Genomic DNA, 18251 nt, shown 5'->3' on the forward strand with positions numbered 1-18251 from the left:
ATCGACTATTAATAAATTCTCAAATTTATGGAAAAAAAACGAATCTATGTCTTTGATTTACATCAAAGATACAAAAAAACGTTAACCATTCTGCGAGCAACTCTATTGCTTACTCTGATTTCCACGTTTTCACTACAAGCCGGAAATACATCACAACACGGAAGGTTGACTTTAAAAATGCAAAATGCAACCATCGATGAGTTAATTAAAAGTGTCCGGGCAGAAACAGAATACAAGTTTCTGTATCGTATCGAAGAAGTCCAAAAATACGGGAAACGGGATATCGATATCAAAGATGCTACCATCGAAGAATTTTTACAAAAAATTTTAGCCAATACCCAACTATCATATGAAATCCAAAACGGAGTGATCATCATTCGCCCCCAACAAAAAGTTCGGGAGGACTACAAGCCTCGTGTAATCAAAGGAAAGGTTATGGACGATAAAGGTTTGCCTCTGCCCGGGGTTTCTGTTATCATCAAAGGAACGACACTCGGCATCGCTACCGGAATAAACGGTGAATTCAAATTGGAAATACCCAAGTTAGACAGTACGATTTTGGTCTTTTCGTTTATCGGGATGCAAACCGTAGAGCATCGTTTAAAAGAGGATCGCAAAGATGATAATAAAGATTTGATCATCAGAATGAAAGAAGACGTAACAGAAGTCGACGAAGTCGTTATTACCGGTATTGCCAATATCCGTAAAGAGAGTTTTACGGGTTCTTCCGTAACCATCCATAGAGAGGAACTGTTAAAAGTATCCAAGACCAATGTGATCAAGGCATTACAGGTTTTTGATCCCTCTTTTCGTATTCAAACCAATAACGAATGGGGATCCGACCCGAACGCCTTGCCTGAAATGTATATTCGCGGCCGTTCCGGAATCGGATTAAAAGAATTGGATAAATTAAAAGCCGATCAGGCACAAGGCTATATTTCCAAATCGGCGTTAAAAGACAACCCGAACCTGCCGACGTTTATCATGGACGGTTTCGAAATCAGCGTACAAAAATTATACGATATGGATCCCACGCGGATCGAATCGGTCACCATCCTAAAAGATGCCGCCGCCACGGCCATGTACGGCTCGCGAGCTGCCAACGGAGTTGTAGTTATTACAACCGTTGCCCCGAAAGCCGGAAGTATCAATGTCTCTTATAGTTTCGATAGTGAGATTACCATGCCGGACTTAACCGATTACAACCTGACGAATGCGGCGGAAAAACTCGAAACGGAAGTTCGTGCCGGTATCTTCGAGGCGGAAGACGAATATGACAGGGTAACCCTTGAAAAGATTTATCACAGGAAACAGGCTAATGTAGCCAAAGGTGTCGATACCTACTGGCTTTCGTTACCTTTGAGAACAACCTTTAATCATAAACATGCCCTTTTCGTGGAAGGAGGTTCAGAAGCCTTGCGTTTCGGGTTAGATGTTTCTTACCATAATCAGGACGGTATTATGAAAGAGTCTTTTCGAAACAGATTTGGCGTGGCCTTATATATAGATTACCGGTTAAAATCCTTACAGGTAAAAAATCAGGTCTCCTATACTGTTGTAAGATCCCAAGAGTCCCCTTTCGGAAGTTTCTCCGAATACACGAAAGCACAACCTTACGATGTGTACAAAGACAAATTCGGACGTTATTTGGAAAATTTGGATGGTTGGGGAGAAACTCTGAACAAGCCCAACCCTCTATACGAATCGACTTTGGGAAGTTTTGAAAAATCCTCTACCGAAGAGATTACCAATAATCTCAGCATCAATTGGTACGCGACAAACCACTTGTTGATTAAAGGAGAGTTCAGCATAACCAAAGAAGTGAACGACGGTAAAAAATTCTTAGATCCGCTATCGAAAAGAAATTCTCAACCACTCAGCTCTTACAATACCTCTTCTGGAGAGCTTAGAACCAACGACGGAAAAAATTTTAACTGGAACTTAAATTTCCAGGCATCTTATAACCGCAACATCAACAAACACAACATCAATGCTTTGGCCGGAATAAACGCCCGCTCAACCAAAACGACTGGAAATTCGGCCTTTTACAGAGGTTTCCCGTCAGGGAGTCTTTGTTCTCCAAACTACGCACAAACAATCGTTCAAAAACCGTCTTATTCGGAAAATTCTACCCGGTTAATCGGATTCGTGGGCTTAGTTAACTATAGCTACAACAATATCTATCTATTCGATGCCTCTATTCGCGTTGACGGTTCTTCCGAATTTGGAGTAGACAACAAATACGCCACCTTCTGGTCAACAGGAGCCGGTATCAATATCCATAATTATGCCTTTCTAAAAAATAACTCCATTATCGAACAATTGAAAATTAAAGGTACTTACGGACAAACCGGTAAAGTAAATTTTGCCCCCTATCAAGCGAGAACCACGTACGAAATTCTTTCGGAAGAGTGGTACAAAACCGGATACGGAGCATCCTTAAAAGCATTAGGAAACAAAGATTTAACTTGGGAAACCACGAATAAGATCAACCTCGGTATCGAATTAGGTTTATTGAAACAGGCTTTCTATGTCGATTTCAACTATTACAACGAAAAAACCGTTGATCTGGTCAATAGCGTAACGATCCGCAGTTCAACCGGTTTCACGACCTACGTGGATAACATCGGGAAATTACGGAAAACCGGATTCGAAATCAACATGAGAAGCAACCTGATCTCAAAAGGAAATCTTTTTCTCGCCCTGTTTGCCAACTTGGCTCACAACGAGGACAAACTACTGGAAATCGCCCAAAGTTTAAAAGATTATAACAACCAGGTTAACGATCATTTCACGAATAGTAGCCGATATGACGGATCGAATACCAAACCCTTCCGTCAATTTGAAGAGGGAGGCTCGCTAACGTCCATTTTCGGAGTCCGCTCATTAGGAATCGATCCTGCCAGCGGCAATGAAATATTAGTGAAAAAAGACGGAACGTTAACCGATCTGTGGAATGCCAACGATCAGGTTATCCTGGGAAATGAGGAGCCCAAAGCAAAAGGATCGTTCGGTATGAATGCAACGTATAAAAATTTCAGTTTATTCGTTACCTTTTCATATGAATGGGGAGGTCAGATCTATAACCAGACTTTAGTAGACAAAGTTGAAAATGTTAACATCCGTACCACAAACGTGGATAAACGCGTATTGAAAGAGCGTTGGAAAGAACCCGGAGATATCGCGAAATACCGTAAAATTAATTTAGGAATAGCCAACCAATCGGAAGAAACGACCCGTCCTTCCTCTCGTTTTGTTGAAGATAACAACTGGTTGTCTTTGAACTCCGTTACCCTCGGATATGATTTCGACAGAGAGGCAAGCTGGATGAGAGCTTGTCGCTTAAGCATGTTGCGTTTAGAAATAGGTGGCAGCGAAATCTTCAGATGGAGTACGGTAAAGGCAGAACGCGGATTGAGTTATCCCTTTGCAAGATCTTTCAGTTTCTCAATAAAGGCCAGTTTTTAAATTGTAAGTTATGAAATTAAAGAAATTCTTAATCATATGTATTTTACCGATCGTGCTGAATTCCTGTAATGATTGGTTAGACGTCGACCCGCAAGATACCGTAACGGAAGAAGAACTTTTCTCGACTTACGAAGGTTATCGAAATGCACTACACGGAGTATATCGCCAAATGTCCTCATACGACATGTACGGACAAGAGATGAGTTGGGGCTTGATCGATGTCATGGGACAACTTTATTACAAATCCCGCTTCAAAAGCTCTACCGCCTATCGCAAAATTGCGGATAGCTATGCTTATACCGACAAAAGGGTAAAGCCTATCACTGAAGGCATCTGGACGAAAACATACAATTGCATCGCTAATTGTAACAACCTGATTACGAAACTACAGACAACCGATCCCCTGATTTTTCCGGGAGCTCAGGAAGAGAAAAACCTAATCGAAGGAGAAGCATTGGCCTTGAGAGCCCTACTCCATTTCGACATGTTACGTCTTTTCGCTCCTTCGCCGGAAGCAGCCAAAAACGACGATAGAGGTTACATCCCTTATTTCAGTAAATATCCCTCTACTTTCGAGCCGGATAGAACCGTGACCGAAATACTGAACCTGGTCGAACAGGATTTGCTAAAAGCAAAAAACCTCGTGGGTTCTTTCGACACGATCCCCGCTCATGTGGATATGCTAAACATGGCACAATACAGGTATTATCTTTCAGGTGAAAGCAGTTATGTCCCTAAAGATTTATTTTACAGGTATCGCGGATATCGCATGAACTATTACGCGGTAACGGCCTTATTAGCCCGCGTCTACAATTACATGGGCAAACACGAAGAGGCCTACAAACAAGCAAACGAAGTAATCGATGCCGCTTACGGAAGCTGGGATACCAAAGTATATAGTTTTACCGATGCTTATGATGTCGAAAGCAACAAGGATCGTAAAATGTACGAAGAAATCATATTTACATTATCTAACACGCTGTTATTGGATCGGTATAAATCGGTCAATAATTACAATGACAACAGTATAGAGTTCACCCTTATGACCAAAACTACCGATCTGAAAACGATGTTCGATGACGGAGGAGATTGCCGCGGAAATGCCGTAACGGAATTGATCGGAAGTTACAGAGCTTGCAACAAGTTGTTAGAACCTACCGGAAGTGCAGGCAATTACAGCAGAAGTGCCGACATGATTCCGATGATTCGTCTTGGTGAAATGTACTATATCAAAGCCGAATATCTTTTCAGAAATAACGACAAAACCGAAGCTTTGAAAACCCTCGACGATTTAAGAGAAGCTCGGGGATGCGAACGAGAAGGCCTTAACAACAAAATCAACGATTTAGATAGTTTCCTGGAGGAATTAATAAAAGAAGCCAAAAGAGAATTCATGCAAGAAGGCCAGCTCTTTTACTACTACAAACGTTTAAACATAAAGCCGGTCAGAACGATGCCCGATAACGGATTTGTTATTCCATTACCCGATAATGAACTCATCAATTAAACATCTATACCATGAAAAAATATATTCTGTTATTCGCTTTTTTTGCAGCATTAATCGGCTGTGAAACAAATGAAACCCCCATCTACGAAGGGGAAGCACGCTATCTCTATTTCCCCAATGATGAAGGACGGGATTCTGCCGTGATCTCCTTTACCCATTATCTCACGAATGAACTGGACGTTCCGTTTGAAATTGCCTTAATCGGTAAACCGTCTCACGACTCTCTGGAATACAAATTGGTTGTCGTCGATTCATTAACAACAGCGCTACCCGTGGATTACGAGTTACCCAATACATTGAAATTCGCTCCGAATCAAGATAAGGATACCATCTATATCCACATCAAAAAAGCCAGGCCGGAGCTTTCGGAAAGAAGCTTTAAAGTTACCTTCCGGATCACTGCCAATGAAAATTTCTCACCGGGAATTTACAACAAGCAGGACATCAAAGTTATTTTCAGCAATATTAAAAGCCAACCGCTGTGGTGGAAAGACGATGTCGAGTTGATTTTGTTAGGAGAATACAGCGATGCTAAATACGACCATTTTGTTATTGCCACCCAGGTCAGCGATCTTTCCGACATGTCTTTTTCTGAAATTCGAATTCTTGCATTGAAATTCAAAGAATATCTGATTAAAAACAACATCATGGAAAAAGATAAGGACGGCAATGAATTTCCGATGGTAGATGGAGTTCCGGCTTACTAACTTTATAATAAATAAAATATTATGAGATCGAAAAATATCATATATGCACTTGCGGTATTGATACTGAGTTTTATCGGATGTTACGACGATAAAGGAAATTACGACTACGCCGATCTGAACGAGATTCAGATCGAAGAATTCAACTATATCTCCAGTCCGACCCTCGGAGATACCATACGGATCGTTCCGAAGTTCACTTACTCGAAAGGCGACAGCAGCAATGTGGAGTTAAGTTACGAATGGACATTTGCAGGTAAGGTTATTGGCAATGAACGGAATCTGGAATGGATTATCGACACCATGACCAAAGCCTATTGCATACTGCGGGTCACGGATCACAAATACAATGTGCAATACATGCAAACGACCCAGTTGAATATTACAACTCCTTACGTCAACAACGGTTGGTACATTTTAACGGAAAAGAACGGGTATTCCAGTTTAAGTTATATTCGTGAAATTCAAGATGACGAGACGAATATATACCACAATCGAATCTACGAAAATCTCTATAAAACCGTAAACAAGGAAGAGATGGGAAGCGGCCCGTTAAAATTACATGAACATTTCGGTCGCCGTACGACACCTCCCGCCCAACTTCTGGTACTTCAATCAGGAGGACAAGGCGATATCGATGTTAACAGCACCACATTCGAAAAAGATATAAACTTGAAGCAAGCGTTCATTGGAGGCAATTACCCTGTCGACTTCCGTCCGGTAAACGCCATGTTTATGCAATGGGTTGATCTTTTACAGAACCACGACGGCAAAATCTATTCGCGTGTCAAACAAACCAATGAATTGATTCATTCCGGATTTTTTATTCAGACTCCTATGAAAATCGAGGAACATGAAATTTACGGACAATTGATTCACTCCAGAATCGGAGATACTCAATATTGTCTCGTTCATGAAAAAGGTACTTCTCAAGCTCCTCAAAATAGATTCTTGGTTGTATTCGACGTAAAAAATACTTTCCAGGATGTTTATGCCATGGGGAAAGTGGAAGTGTTGCCGGATCCTAACGACGGATGGCCCAAACAATACATACCGGCAAACAACTTAGGAAACAGCACCTTGATTCATTGTGGCTATATATTCCAAGGTAATACCTCTTGTCAATATTTCTTAGTATTGAAGGACAACACAACCAATAAGTATTACCAGGAACAATTCATTCTCAAAAGAGATTACAGCTCGACCGGCTTAACTTATGAATTCCCCGGCACGGCATATGCGGAATTACCTCGGCAAGCATCAGACGGAACCCCGTTAAAATACGAAGATTGTGTCATTTATAACTTACCCTATAAATCTAAACCTTTCGTGATGATTGCCCAAGGAAAAGATTTATTCATCTACAATCTCAATAACCCGGAAAACGGAGTTAAACCGTATTATCATTTCGAGGACAGCGAAATTGCTTGTATGAACGCTGAAAATTACAATTCAAACAGATTAGGCATCGTTCTTAAGAACGGCCGGGTCATTATACTCGAAGTGAACGGTTTGAATCTGGAAAAAGAAAAACTACTTTGGGAAATGCCCAAGGGAACGAGCTTAGGTGATAAAATTATTAATATTCTTTTTAGAATAGGAAGCGACTTCGGATAATTATTTCTCTAACATAGCGCAAAGGGCAGCCTCGCAATGAGGCTGCCCTTTTCATTTCAGCAAGAATCATATTATCGATACGAAACCAGACAAAAAAAGTTGAATTCAAAAGTTTTAAGCTTTTGAATTCAACCTCCCGTTAGTAGAATCGATTTTTCCGTTACTTCACGTAGTCGTATTTCTGATCAATTCCCCTCTCGTTAACGTCAATTCCTTCATCCATCCAACGAGGCATAGGCGCATCCTTCAAATAATAATCGAAGAACTGTTGCAAACGGATAGTCCAATCCACCTCTGCAGCATGATTATAGATAAAATGACGATCTCCCTTGTAATTCAATAACCAGGCCGGTTTCTGCAAACGACGCATGGCTAAGAAAAGGTTTAATCCTTCCGAATAGGGCACGGCTTCATCGGCATCGCAATGGAAAATCAACAAGGGGGTTTCAATCTTATCGGCAAAAAAGATCGGGGAGTTTTTAATATACATCTCCGTATTTCCTTCTCCCCACAACGGTTTACCCATACGACTCTGAGTCTCTTCGTACATAAACATACGAGGCATCCCGCTGCCGGAACGAATACCCGTATAAGCCGAAACCATGCTGGACACGGCAGCTCCGGGATTAGCGCATTTAAACATATTCGTACGCGTCACCAGATAAGCTACCTGATATCCGGACCAACTATGCCCCTGTATACCTATCCGGTCTTTATCGGCGATCCCCTTGTCTATCAACATCTGGGTTCCACTGACTACCGCATTATAACTGCTCTCACCGGGAGCCCCGACCGTAAAATGGACATCGGGCATAAAGACGACATAACCATTGCTTACATAGGTCACCGTGTTGATCATGGCACTACTTAAAGCGGGGACATGGTACATGTGAATATCTCCCGTGTGAGTTTCGTAAAAATTCACGATGGTAGGATAAGTTTTGGTCGAATCGTACCCCTCCGGCAAATAGAGTAAACCCCGGTTAGGTTTTCCTTCGTAATTGGTCCATTCCACCAACCGAACGGAACCCCACTTATAGTTTTCCTGTTGCGGATTGGCATAAGTCAAACGTTTCGGGTGTGTAAAATCGGACTTACTCCACCATAAATCACGGAATTCCGTGTAACTCTGTCGCGTAAAGATACAGGATTTTCCATCTGTAGAAAATTGATTGACATAAATGGAAAAAGGTCCTTCGAGCAATTTCTTAAATTTTCCGTTAGGAGAGAAACGATATATTCCCATATCCAAATTACTTACCTTCACCGTACGCAATAACAGACTCTGGCTTGCGTCCAACGTTTTGGTGTCGTAATCCGCTTTCAACCAGCGCAAAATAATATTATGCTTGCGTCCGTATCCTTGTGTTAAGGAAACGGTTTTATTTTTCCCCGTCAGATCAATGGTCCAGATATCATAACGATCGTAAAGATAAACGGTATTCCCGTCTTCCGACCATCCCGCTATACCGTAAGCATCCGCAGGTTTCGGCTTATCATGGTCTTCATCGTATACCGGATAACCGATGGCCGAAGAGATGTCGCTCAACTCTCCCGTCCGTACATCCAACTTGTACCATACTTTTTCCACCCCGCGATACAGCAAGGCATATCGTCCGTTCGGACTCCAGACAGGACGTCCTTCGAAATCCTTAAATAACGGTTTACGCTCCCCCGTTTCTAAGCTGACCAAATACAAATCGGCGTTCACTCCGTCTTTCCAATCGGAGAACCTACGATAGGGAGCTTCATCCACAAGGATAACATATTCATAATTCTCACAGGTGGGAGCAGAGATCCGCTCGATATCAGCCGGAGCGATCTCGATGCATTTTTTATCTTCCACATGATAAACATATTTCGGCATTTCCCTCCTGAGACGGGTCCCTCCCTGCCTTTGGCGGCTTTGTGAAACTTCATCGTCCCATTTCCACAACTCCAATTCAAAACTGGTATCCGGTTTTGCTTTAGGCTTACGCGGTTCTCTCACCTTAGGTTCTACATCAACTAAAATATACTTACCGTGGTTAAAAACAGTATAAGTACTGGGACTGATCTTGTATTCTCCCGGTAATTCCACCTCTTTCAAATCCATCACCAATTTATATTTTCCATCGGCAACAGAAAACGTATACAGTAGATCCGGATTTTTCAAATAGGAGGTATCGGAAGCGACCGTAAACACACCCTCTCTTCCTCCCATTTTCAAAGAGAAATTCTTTATCGGAGCCTTTGGGTCCCCGTATATCAACCGATGCTTTCCTTTCAACGGTCCGACGTAAAGACTCTTGTGCGTTCCGTTATTCTTCAGGTAAGCGATCGTCTTGTATTGGTCATAAGAAACGGGATATTCAATGCTGTCGAGCACCGTGGAATCTCCTGTCTCAAAATTCCACACTACCAATCTGTTAACAGGTTTCCCGTCAGCTTCTCCGATAGAATAAGTATACGTAATAAGCGGTGAACGGGGCGATTCATTACACGCATATTCCCTATCCCAATACGTTTTTTTCATGTCCTTTAAGGAGAGTAATATCGTAGAGTCGGATGTCAGATTGGCGGTATCCAACGGAGATTTATTCACGGTATATTTCAACCCCTTACCCCCGTTAAAGAAATTCACGTAATTAACATTCCGCAATTCATACTCTTTACCGGTCGCCACATGGCGTAAATAGGTTACCGGTTCATCCTTATCATGTCCTTCGCCGTCAATATACGCGAAACGGTAAGTAACCCATTTACCGTCCTCGGACATCTTTTGAGCTTCCACCCGTCGCCATAGTTTATAAGACTCCAAATCCAAAGGCCTCTTTTGGGCTCCGGCTTCCCATACGACAAGCAACAGGATCAATACACCGAAAATTCGTTTTAAACACATAATATACAATTTAGATTTACCTTTAAACGAATACAGGCTGACCAAGTACGAAAAATATACCCGCCAGCCCGTAATCTTATACTGCATTAAAGTTATTTCGGGTCAAGAGCTTTCTCTACCTTAAACAATAACAATTGATAATAAGATTTGGCCTCGCCTGTACTTCTGTTCACGGCCTGCGCCAGCATATCTTTTGTTTTCAAAAGCATGTTATAGAATAGATGAGTGGTAGAATACGGTTTTGCCTCGATATAATCCACCATACCGAATCCCTCTTTTTCTCCGGCAATCATCATACCCTCTTTCATCGGCCCTACCGGGAATTTGGCATTTTCAAGCAAAGCAAAATTATGCTGATACATGCTCCGGACACTCAAATCCTCGAAATCGGCCAAACGGAAGGCTTCCCTCGGAACATCGAATACGGCCGGAGACATATTAACCGTAGAAGTCGTAATGATTCCCATCAAAAAGGCACTCTGTAATTTCATATCCTTATTGGTCAATTTCTGATTCTTCATCGTCGGAGCCCAGATGATATTATAAATATCATTTACATACTCTTCCGGAGTATAGTCTCCTCCCCGTTCCGCCGAAAGGGCGATAAACCGGATCCGATCCAACAATCCGTAAATGATCTCTTCCTCGTTTTTAGACGCTATTCTATCTCCGATTTCAAACTCCTTCAAAACCGCCTCATTATCCAACCAAGAGAGATCACGGGAAAGATCGACCAAATACTTCACAATCTCCTTTTGTTTTGCCTTCGGTACCGGCTGATAGGAAGGCTTGGTATCTCCCGCACGTTTATCCGTCAAGTACATACCGCCGATATAGGCAAAAACATAATCCAGTTTCGTCCTGAATGCGGAAGTCAATCCGGAATACATGGAACGTCTCTTCGTCATACTTCTGTCCTTGTCTCCCCCATACCAGGTAAACACATTTTGAAGAGACGTTTTCAGGTTGTTCACGGTATAAATCAATCCTTTCACGGGATCATCCCCCAAATCGGCATACAGCGAAGTCGGATCATAAGAAGCGTAAGAAGCTTGTCTGATCCCGAAACGATACATCGGATCATCCTGGTGTTCACGAATCCACTGATCCAGCACGGGTTCTTCATCTTTCGGGGTAGCAGCTTCATATATGGGTTTATACAACCATTGAATGGCATAATAATCATAAGCCCCGATCCCGGTAGTCGTTAAACGAACGCCCTTCTCCACGTCTCCCGGTTGCGCCACGTAGTTAAACATGAAGTAATCCATGATGGAAGGACTCAAGCCGTACTTCTGGGTGAAAGAAGCAGAACGCAAAGAATCGGTCGGATAGGCAGCCGTAGCTCCCATATTTTCCGTTAAACCAAGACATTTACCAACAATTTGCATCACTTTCAAACGAAGAGCCTCTCCATCCAACTCCGGGGTCGGATCGAACGTACGAACGGAAGGATCAGCAGCCATTGTCGTGATCAAACGATCCTCATGCAAACCGATAACCACATTATCGTGAATATACATGGATGCCTGTAAAATTTCTCCCGTACGAGGATCCGTAAACATGGAGTTTTGAATAAAATACATCCACAAGGGAGCGTAACGAATGGTATTATAGTTGATGTTATTGGCATCAAACGTGGGATCATCAGCAGGAAAATCTTTTACCCGCAATACATTTTTAAATCCGATCTTCTCGAAAGCCTTATTCCACTCTTCAACACCGGCCTTGATATAGGGTTTCCAGAATGCAGGCATTAACGTATCGATATAAAATACAATCGGTTTTTTCGGTTCAACCAACTCTCCGTTCCGGTATTTTATCTCGTCGGAAGGTTCTATTCTCCAGCGTTTCGTATAATACATCGGTTTGAAACCTTCGCTTCCTCCGGTATAAGCGGTTTTTCCCGTGTAAGCGACTCCGATACGGGAATCGGCCATACGGGGACGCATCGGTTCTTCCGGCAAAAGAGATAACATTTTATCCACGTTTACGCTTACCGGAACATCCTTTTTCATTAAGAAAGCCCCGAATACCAAATGATCCACATCGTACCCCATATTACACATCACCACGACATTATCGTCATAAGCCTTAATACCGGAGATGGAAGAACGGTCACCCTGGAATTTATGCGTCCGTGCCACAAAACCGAAAAAAGAGTTTCCGGCATAGCCGGCAAACGGATTGGTATAATAGGAATGCTCCAGGAACAAGTCCGTCATGTCGACAACAATTGCCGTACTGTCCGGAGTGTAAGCCTTAATTTTAAAAGATTTGAAAATACCCGGTAGATTGGATTCTACCAAAGCCTGATTCGCTTTCACCTCTTTTCCCGTATTTACAGGAATGTTGAATAAAAGAAACCGAGCTTGTAATAACGAATCCTGACGGGTAAAACGCAAATGCATAGGACGGCCGGCAAACTGTCCGACAACACCCTCTCCGTTATCGCTAATCGTTCTGATAGAGGAGGTCAATGCCATATCCCGATCCAATAAGGCAACCGGGAATTCGACCCAAATCTTTCCCTGCATGTTATGAATCTTCATCAGCCCCTCTGCCGTAGTATATTTCTTTCCCCTGAACAACTTATCATAAGCTGTCTCGGTCGCTTTTTTGGTTTCCTTGCTCGTCTCTTTTTTCCGCTTGGCATCTACTTGAGTACAGATACCGAACAAGAAAAACGAAAGAAACAATAAATATATTCCTTTTTTCATATATCAAACTTTAGATTCATGATTTCAGACCCGGGAATTTCGGCGACATACCGCCCCGGATCTTCTATCGCAAATTATTTTTTTAGCGCTTGTTCTATTTTGTAGATCAACAATTTGTAATGTTGACGCGTATCTGCATTTCCGGTATTCGCTTTACTCTTCAATAAAGTCAACGTATTTTGCAACGCGTTGAAGTAAAGGTGTTCCAGCGGTTCATAGGGAGGTGTAACACTCACATACCAACCAAATCCTTGTTTTTCGACACCACCGCATTGTACATGGTCATGACTTATCTCTTTCTTGTTCGTGAACATACCCATCCAATGCTCGGACACCTCACCATACATTTTACGGCTCTTCTCTTTTATACATTCGGGAACCTGAATCATCAGGTCTTCGGCATGGAAACTCAAAGAATTGCCTCTCATCATATTCATTCCGGTATTTCCGATAGTGAAAGAAACAAAATTCAATTGCAGTTTTTTCTCGATATTACTCAATGATTTGCCTTGCTTGGTAGGAGCCCATACAAAGTCCATCAAATCTTTCATATAATCTTTTTGCGTGTAAGGATTCTTCTCCGCTTTGTCCGCACTCATGGCAACGGCACCGAAACGTTTGGTCAAACCTTCCCAAATAGCATCTTCCATATCGGAAATGATATTGCTGCGGATTTCGAAATTCTTCAATAAAGACTGGTCATTCAACCAAGCGAGATCTTTCAATTGAGCCAACATAAATTGAGTTGCCCGTTTCTGTTTCTCCGTCTCCACGGATTTATAGCTCGGACGTGCATCCTGTGCATAACGCTCGTTCAAATAGATACCACCTATATTGAAAATCACATGATTGATATAGCGGAAATATTGATAAACCACCTCATTATAAATATTCTCGCGGAAACGGAAGTCCTTATCTTCATCACCGATCCAGTTGTTCAGGTTTTTCATCAGATATTTCAAGTTCTTCACACCGTAAGTAGCAGCCTTTATCGCATCGTCACCCAAATCTTCTTCCATAGCACTCGGGTCGATCCGGTAATTGATCTGTTGTTTTCCGTAACGATAAATCGGGTCATGGGATTTTTCCGTAATCCATTTATCCAATACAGGCACCTCCTCTTCGGATGTTTTAGCTTCGAATATCGGAGTATACAACCAATGGATAGCATACATATCGTAAACACCCAAATCAGGAGGGGTCATTTTCACACCCCGCTCGGCGTCTCCCGGTTGCGCTACATAATTGTTACGGGCATAATCCATAATAGAGTATGTCGTTCCGTATTTTTGAGTAAACGACGGAGAACGCAAAGAGTCTACCGGAATAGCGGAAGAAGATCCCATGTTATGCATCAATGACAAACAGTGACCGATCTCGTGAGCTACCACATAATGGATGCAATCTCCCAAAGTCTCTTCATCCAATACCATTTTACGAACGGAAGGATCTGCAGGTCCTCCTTGGATGAAACGCCAGTTCTGTACTAACTCGATCAAGTTATGATACAGGTATACGGAAGCATTCAAAATCTCTCCGGTACGAGGGTCCGTCCAGGAGGGTCCCATCGCGTTAGCCGTCCAGGAGGGAGAATAACGCACACAAGAATATTTCAAATTATCCGGATCGAATTCAGGATCATCCGTGGGAAAATCCTTAGCGATAATCGCATTTTTAAAGCCGATAGCTTCAAAAGCAGCCTGCCATTGCTCTACACCTTCTTTGATGTATTTACGCCAAGCTTCCGGGAAAGTGTTATCCACGTAGAACACGATCGGCTTTACCGGCTCTACCAACTCTCCCCTCTTATACGCTTCCACGTCAGAAGGCTCCAATCTCCAACGGTTAGCAAAATAACGAGGCTGTATACCGGAACCGTCACTCGTAAATTCAGAACGACCTCCCACGAAGATTCCGATACGAGGATCGGCGTAACGGGGACGCATCGGCTCTTCCGGCAGCAAGATAATACTCCGGGTCATTACCGCATTGAAAGGAGCCTTATAAATATAATAGTAACGTTGATCGCTTACGCTGACAACATAACTCAATGAAGACTCCACGCTAACATTATCAGCATAGGCTTTAATACCGGTAATCTGGGAATCCTGTTTTTTAAACTCTTTCTCCAAACGACGACGATATAAAATAGGAGCATACGGTGAGAACGGTCCGATGTTATCTTCGTTGGAAAGGAAATAATCCGTCACATCGAATACGACAGCCGTACTGTCCGCATTGTAAGCCATAATCTTAAAGGTCTGCATAACGGCGGGAATCGTACTCTCCTCAATCCGCTTGCCAATGTTTTCATCTTTGGTCGTATAATTGGTGTTAACGGCACAAAGATTCATGGAAGAATCTCTTTTCACAAAGGTGATGTGCAAAGGATCATACGGTTTTTCACCAACACTACCAAAACCGTTATTGGTAATCTGGGTAATCGTTGATCCCAAAAGCATATCCTTATTCAATAAATTCAATGGAAATTCAAAATAAACTTTCCCGTCCATTTTGTGAATGGTAATCATTCCCTTTACAGTCTCGCACTTCTGACCTTTAAATAATTTGTCATAAGCAGACTCTTTCTTTACTTCAACTTTCTCTTCCTTCGATTTCTTTTTTTTCCTTTCTCCTGCAAAAGTCACACTGCTTTGCAACAAGAAAAGACCGACAACAACAAAAACGATAGTTTTCAGTCTCATAATAAATCAATTTTGGTTTAAAATATAGTACACATTAATTGTTCGATCCGTCATGCCGCATGCCCTTGTTAGACCCCTTTTCTACATACACATCCGGCATCACAACTCATTATACAAATGAAATAATTTTAATTTAGACAAACTTGCAATATAACATATATAACATAAGTTTAACAAAAGTACCCCGTTCCGTTAAACTTATAACAAAACGGAGTTCCGGGACAGCGGTTAACCGGATGTTATTCCCGGTTAACCCCATAGCTATATCCCTCCCCACAAACATTAACGCTTCATAAAATAATTGATATCGCCTTCGTAATCAGCGGAATCATCTTCTAAAAGATGCTTTGCAAAATGAAACCACAATTTCCGTTCGAAGAAATCTTCCGCTTCTCCGCTAAAACCGTGCGTATTGCCCGGTAATACCAACATATCGAAATTTTTCCCCGCCTTTATCAAAGCATCCACGACCCTTAACGTATGTGACGGATGAACCGTCTTATCCATATCTCCGGTAACGATCAACAACCCCCCTTTGTAATTTTTGGCCAACTCCGCATTGCTCTTACTTTTAGTCGTAAATGTAATCTCCTCCCGGTCTCCGTTAACGCTATCCTTAACGATTTTCTTGTTCTCCTTCACGCCATAATGGATCTCCACGAATCCCTTATTATAAATATTATTATCATGATTTCCCGCGGAAGATACAGCCGCACTGTAAAAGTCGGGATAAGTCAATAAAGCCGCCGTAGACATAAAACCGCCCCCGGAATGGCCGAATATTCCGACTTTCTTCCCGTTGATATATGCATGACGGTCTGCTAACTGTTCGATAACGTATTTATCATCTGCCAAAGGGTAATCCCGTTGATTACCATAGCCATAGGTATGATAAAATTTACCCCGCATAGGTGTTCCCCCCCGGTGTCCGACAGAGATTACGATAAAACCGACTTGTGCCAAACGGGTATTCAAATCATCATTTAAGGTAAAACGAGTCTGGACATACTCGAAAAAAGGTCCCGGGTACACGGAAGAGATAATCGGGTAACACTTGGTCGAATCAAAATCGGCCGGTTTCCACATCGTCCCGTATAAATCGGTAACCCCGTCAGCCGCTTTCACTTTAAAGCGTTCCGGTTTTTTCCATCCCAATTCATAAAGACGGCGTAAATCCGGTTTTTCCAACTCCATAATAACTCTCCCTTTCCGGTCGCGAACCACATTTACAGGCTCCATATCTACCCTCGAATAACTATCGGTAAAATAGTTGCATGAAGGAGACAGACTGATATCATGCGTTGCGTTCTCGGGAGTCAGCAAGGTTATCGCGTTCGTTTTATCTATATCGGCCCGGTATAGCACGTAGTAATAAGGATCCACGTTTGCCTCTTTACCCAAACCGATAAAATAGATTTGTCTCTTTACCGTATCGATTTTCATAATCGGTCCGGCGACCCAGGCCCCGGAAGTCACCTGATTTTTCAGGTTCCCGTTTTCGTCATATAAATAATAATGCCCCCATCCGGTACGTTCCGAACGGAATAAAATCTCCTTTCCGTCATTCAGAAAAGAGATACCTCTCATCTGGTAATCCAAATAAGGCTTATCAACCTCATGAATCAACACTTTCACCTCTCCGCTTTCCGTGTCCACACAGCAGATTTCACATTCATCCCAGGTTCTCTTGTAACGTTGGAAATAAAGTCTTTTCCCATCATTACTGGTATACAACACGTCAATATACTGATCTTTCCACCGGCTTATATCTATTTTCTTCACTTCCCCTTTATCTGCATCTCCGATCAGAAGTTCATATTGGATCACATGTTCGTCCCCAGCTAATTCAGCCTTGTAAGTTTTCAGTTTCGGACGCGGTTCCGCTAACGCATCGACCAACCACAGTTCCTTTACTAAACGGGAATCCTCCCTTATGGCATAAAACTTATGCCCCTGCTTAAACCATTTGGCGGAACAACCGAAACGATCGTCGATCTCTCCTTCGTCCTCCCGGTTAAAAGTATAATAACGTTCTCCATCCTTTGTCAGCTGTATCTCTGTCGTATCCTTTCCTTTTTCAGCATTCCCGACCACGTAAAGATTATGTCTTTTAGCAAAAAGCATGTAGGAACTATCCGCACAATAGTACATCCAATAAGGAGAGGAAGAGTAATAACCTCTCGTTTTCTCTTCCGTTTTCAGCACTTTGGTTTCCGTATTATAGGCAAAATTATTCCGGTCGAAGTTGAAATAAATGGTCTTCCCGTCGGGAGCAAATTCAAAATTTATATCCAACTCTTTATCGCTATAAGCCTTACGGGTAATCTCGCTGATTTTCATCAACAACTCCGCGTTGTCAAAGAGCAAACGTTTACTTTTTTTCGACGGATCGACCAAATAATACCTATTCCCCTCTTCCGTCCGGAAATCATACCAGAAACGGTCGGTATTATTGATATAACGGGGACGTATCTCCAACGAATTTTTCACGACAGGCACCCGAGTAAGACACCGGAAACGTTCCGCCAACTCGTAATTCGCCCTTTGTTGCGCCGTACTGCAAAATACGATCCCTGACAATAGTATACATATTAAAATACTCCGCATCACATATAATATTATTTATGATTTAACGATTAAAAGATTCTG

Annotated in this window: 8 protein-coding genes; 4 read left to right on the plus strand and 4 right to left on the minus strand. The window is 42.3% G+C overall.

Going from position 1 to position 18251, the window contains the following annotated elements; genetic code table 11:
* The first annotated feature begins 27 nt into the window (after window positions 1-27).
* The 4 genes from PGR74_RS11885 to PGR74_RS11900 are packed head-to-tail and all read left to right on the plus strand — an operon-like array spanning window position 28 to window position 7296.
* Entirely contained in the window at window positions 28-3468 is a 3441-nt protein-coding gene (locus PGR74_RS11885; protein ID WP_270517240.1) for a SusC/RagA family TonB-linked outer membrane protein, read from the plus strand.
* Window positions 3469-3478: 10 nt separating this feature from the next.
* Window positions 3479-4975: a RagB/SusD family nutrient uptake outer membrane protein gene (locus tag PGR74_RS11890; protein WP_270517243.1), complete on the plus strand. Its 1497-nt coding sequence runs from the start codon at window positions 3479-3481 to the stop codon at window positions 4973-4975.
* Between the two features lie 11 nt (window positions 4976-4986).
* On the plus strand, window positions 4987-5682 hold the full coding sequence (locus PGR74_RS11895) for a DUF4843 domain-containing protein (protein ID WP_059025343.1): 696 nt from the start codon (window positions 4987-4989) through the stop codon (window positions 5680-5682).
* 21 nt (window positions 5683-5703) lie between these two features.
* Window positions 5704-7296 (plus strand): PKD-like family lipoprotein, encoded by a 1593-nt coding sequence (locus tag PGR74_RS11900; protein ID WP_059025342.1) that lies wholly within the window; start codon window positions 5704-5706, stop codon window positions 7294-7296.
* A gap of 160 nt (window positions 7297-7456) precedes the next feature.
* Here PGR74_RS11900 and PGR74_RS11905 read toward each other — a convergent pair whose 3' ends face one another.
* The 4 genes from PGR74_RS11905 to PGR74_RS11920 all read right to left on the minus strand — a co-directional run bounded on the left by PGR74_RS11905 (window position 7457) and on the right by PGR74_RS11920 (window position 18209).
* Window positions 7457-10177 (minus strand): S9 family peptidase, encoded by a 2721-nt coding sequence (locus tag PGR74_RS11905; RefSeq protein WP_270517246.1) that lies wholly within the window; start codon window positions 10175-10177, stop codon window positions 7457-7459.
* A gap of 92 nt (window positions 10178-10269) precedes the next feature.
* Entirely contained in the window at window positions 10270-12897 is a 2628-nt protein-coding gene (locus PGR74_RS11910) for a zinc-dependent metalloprotease (protein ID WP_270517247.1), read from the minus strand.
* Between the two features lie 74 nt (window positions 12898-12971).
* Window positions 12972-15602: a zinc-dependent metalloprotease gene (locus PGR74_RS11915; RefSeq protein ID WP_270517249.1), complete on the minus strand. Its 2631-nt coding sequence runs from the start codon at window positions 15600-15602 to the stop codon at window positions 12972-12974.
* 282 nt (window positions 15603-15884) lie between these two features.
* The gene (locus tag PGR74_RS11920) at window positions 15885-18209 is read right to left on the minus strand and encodes a S9 family peptidase (protein ID WP_270517250.1); all 2325 of its coding nucleotides are present in this window, start codon (window positions 18207-18209) and stop codon (window positions 15885-15887) included.
* Between the last annotated feature and the right edge of the window lie 42 nt (window positions 18210-18251).

Origin of the sequence: Sanguibacteroides sp. AM78-02pH3A (genome assembly GCF_027666085.1) — a bacterium.
In the GTDB taxonomy this organism is placed as follows: Bacteria; Bacteroidota; Bacteroidia; order Bacteroidales; family Marinifilaceae; genus Gabonibacter; species Gabonibacter massiliensis.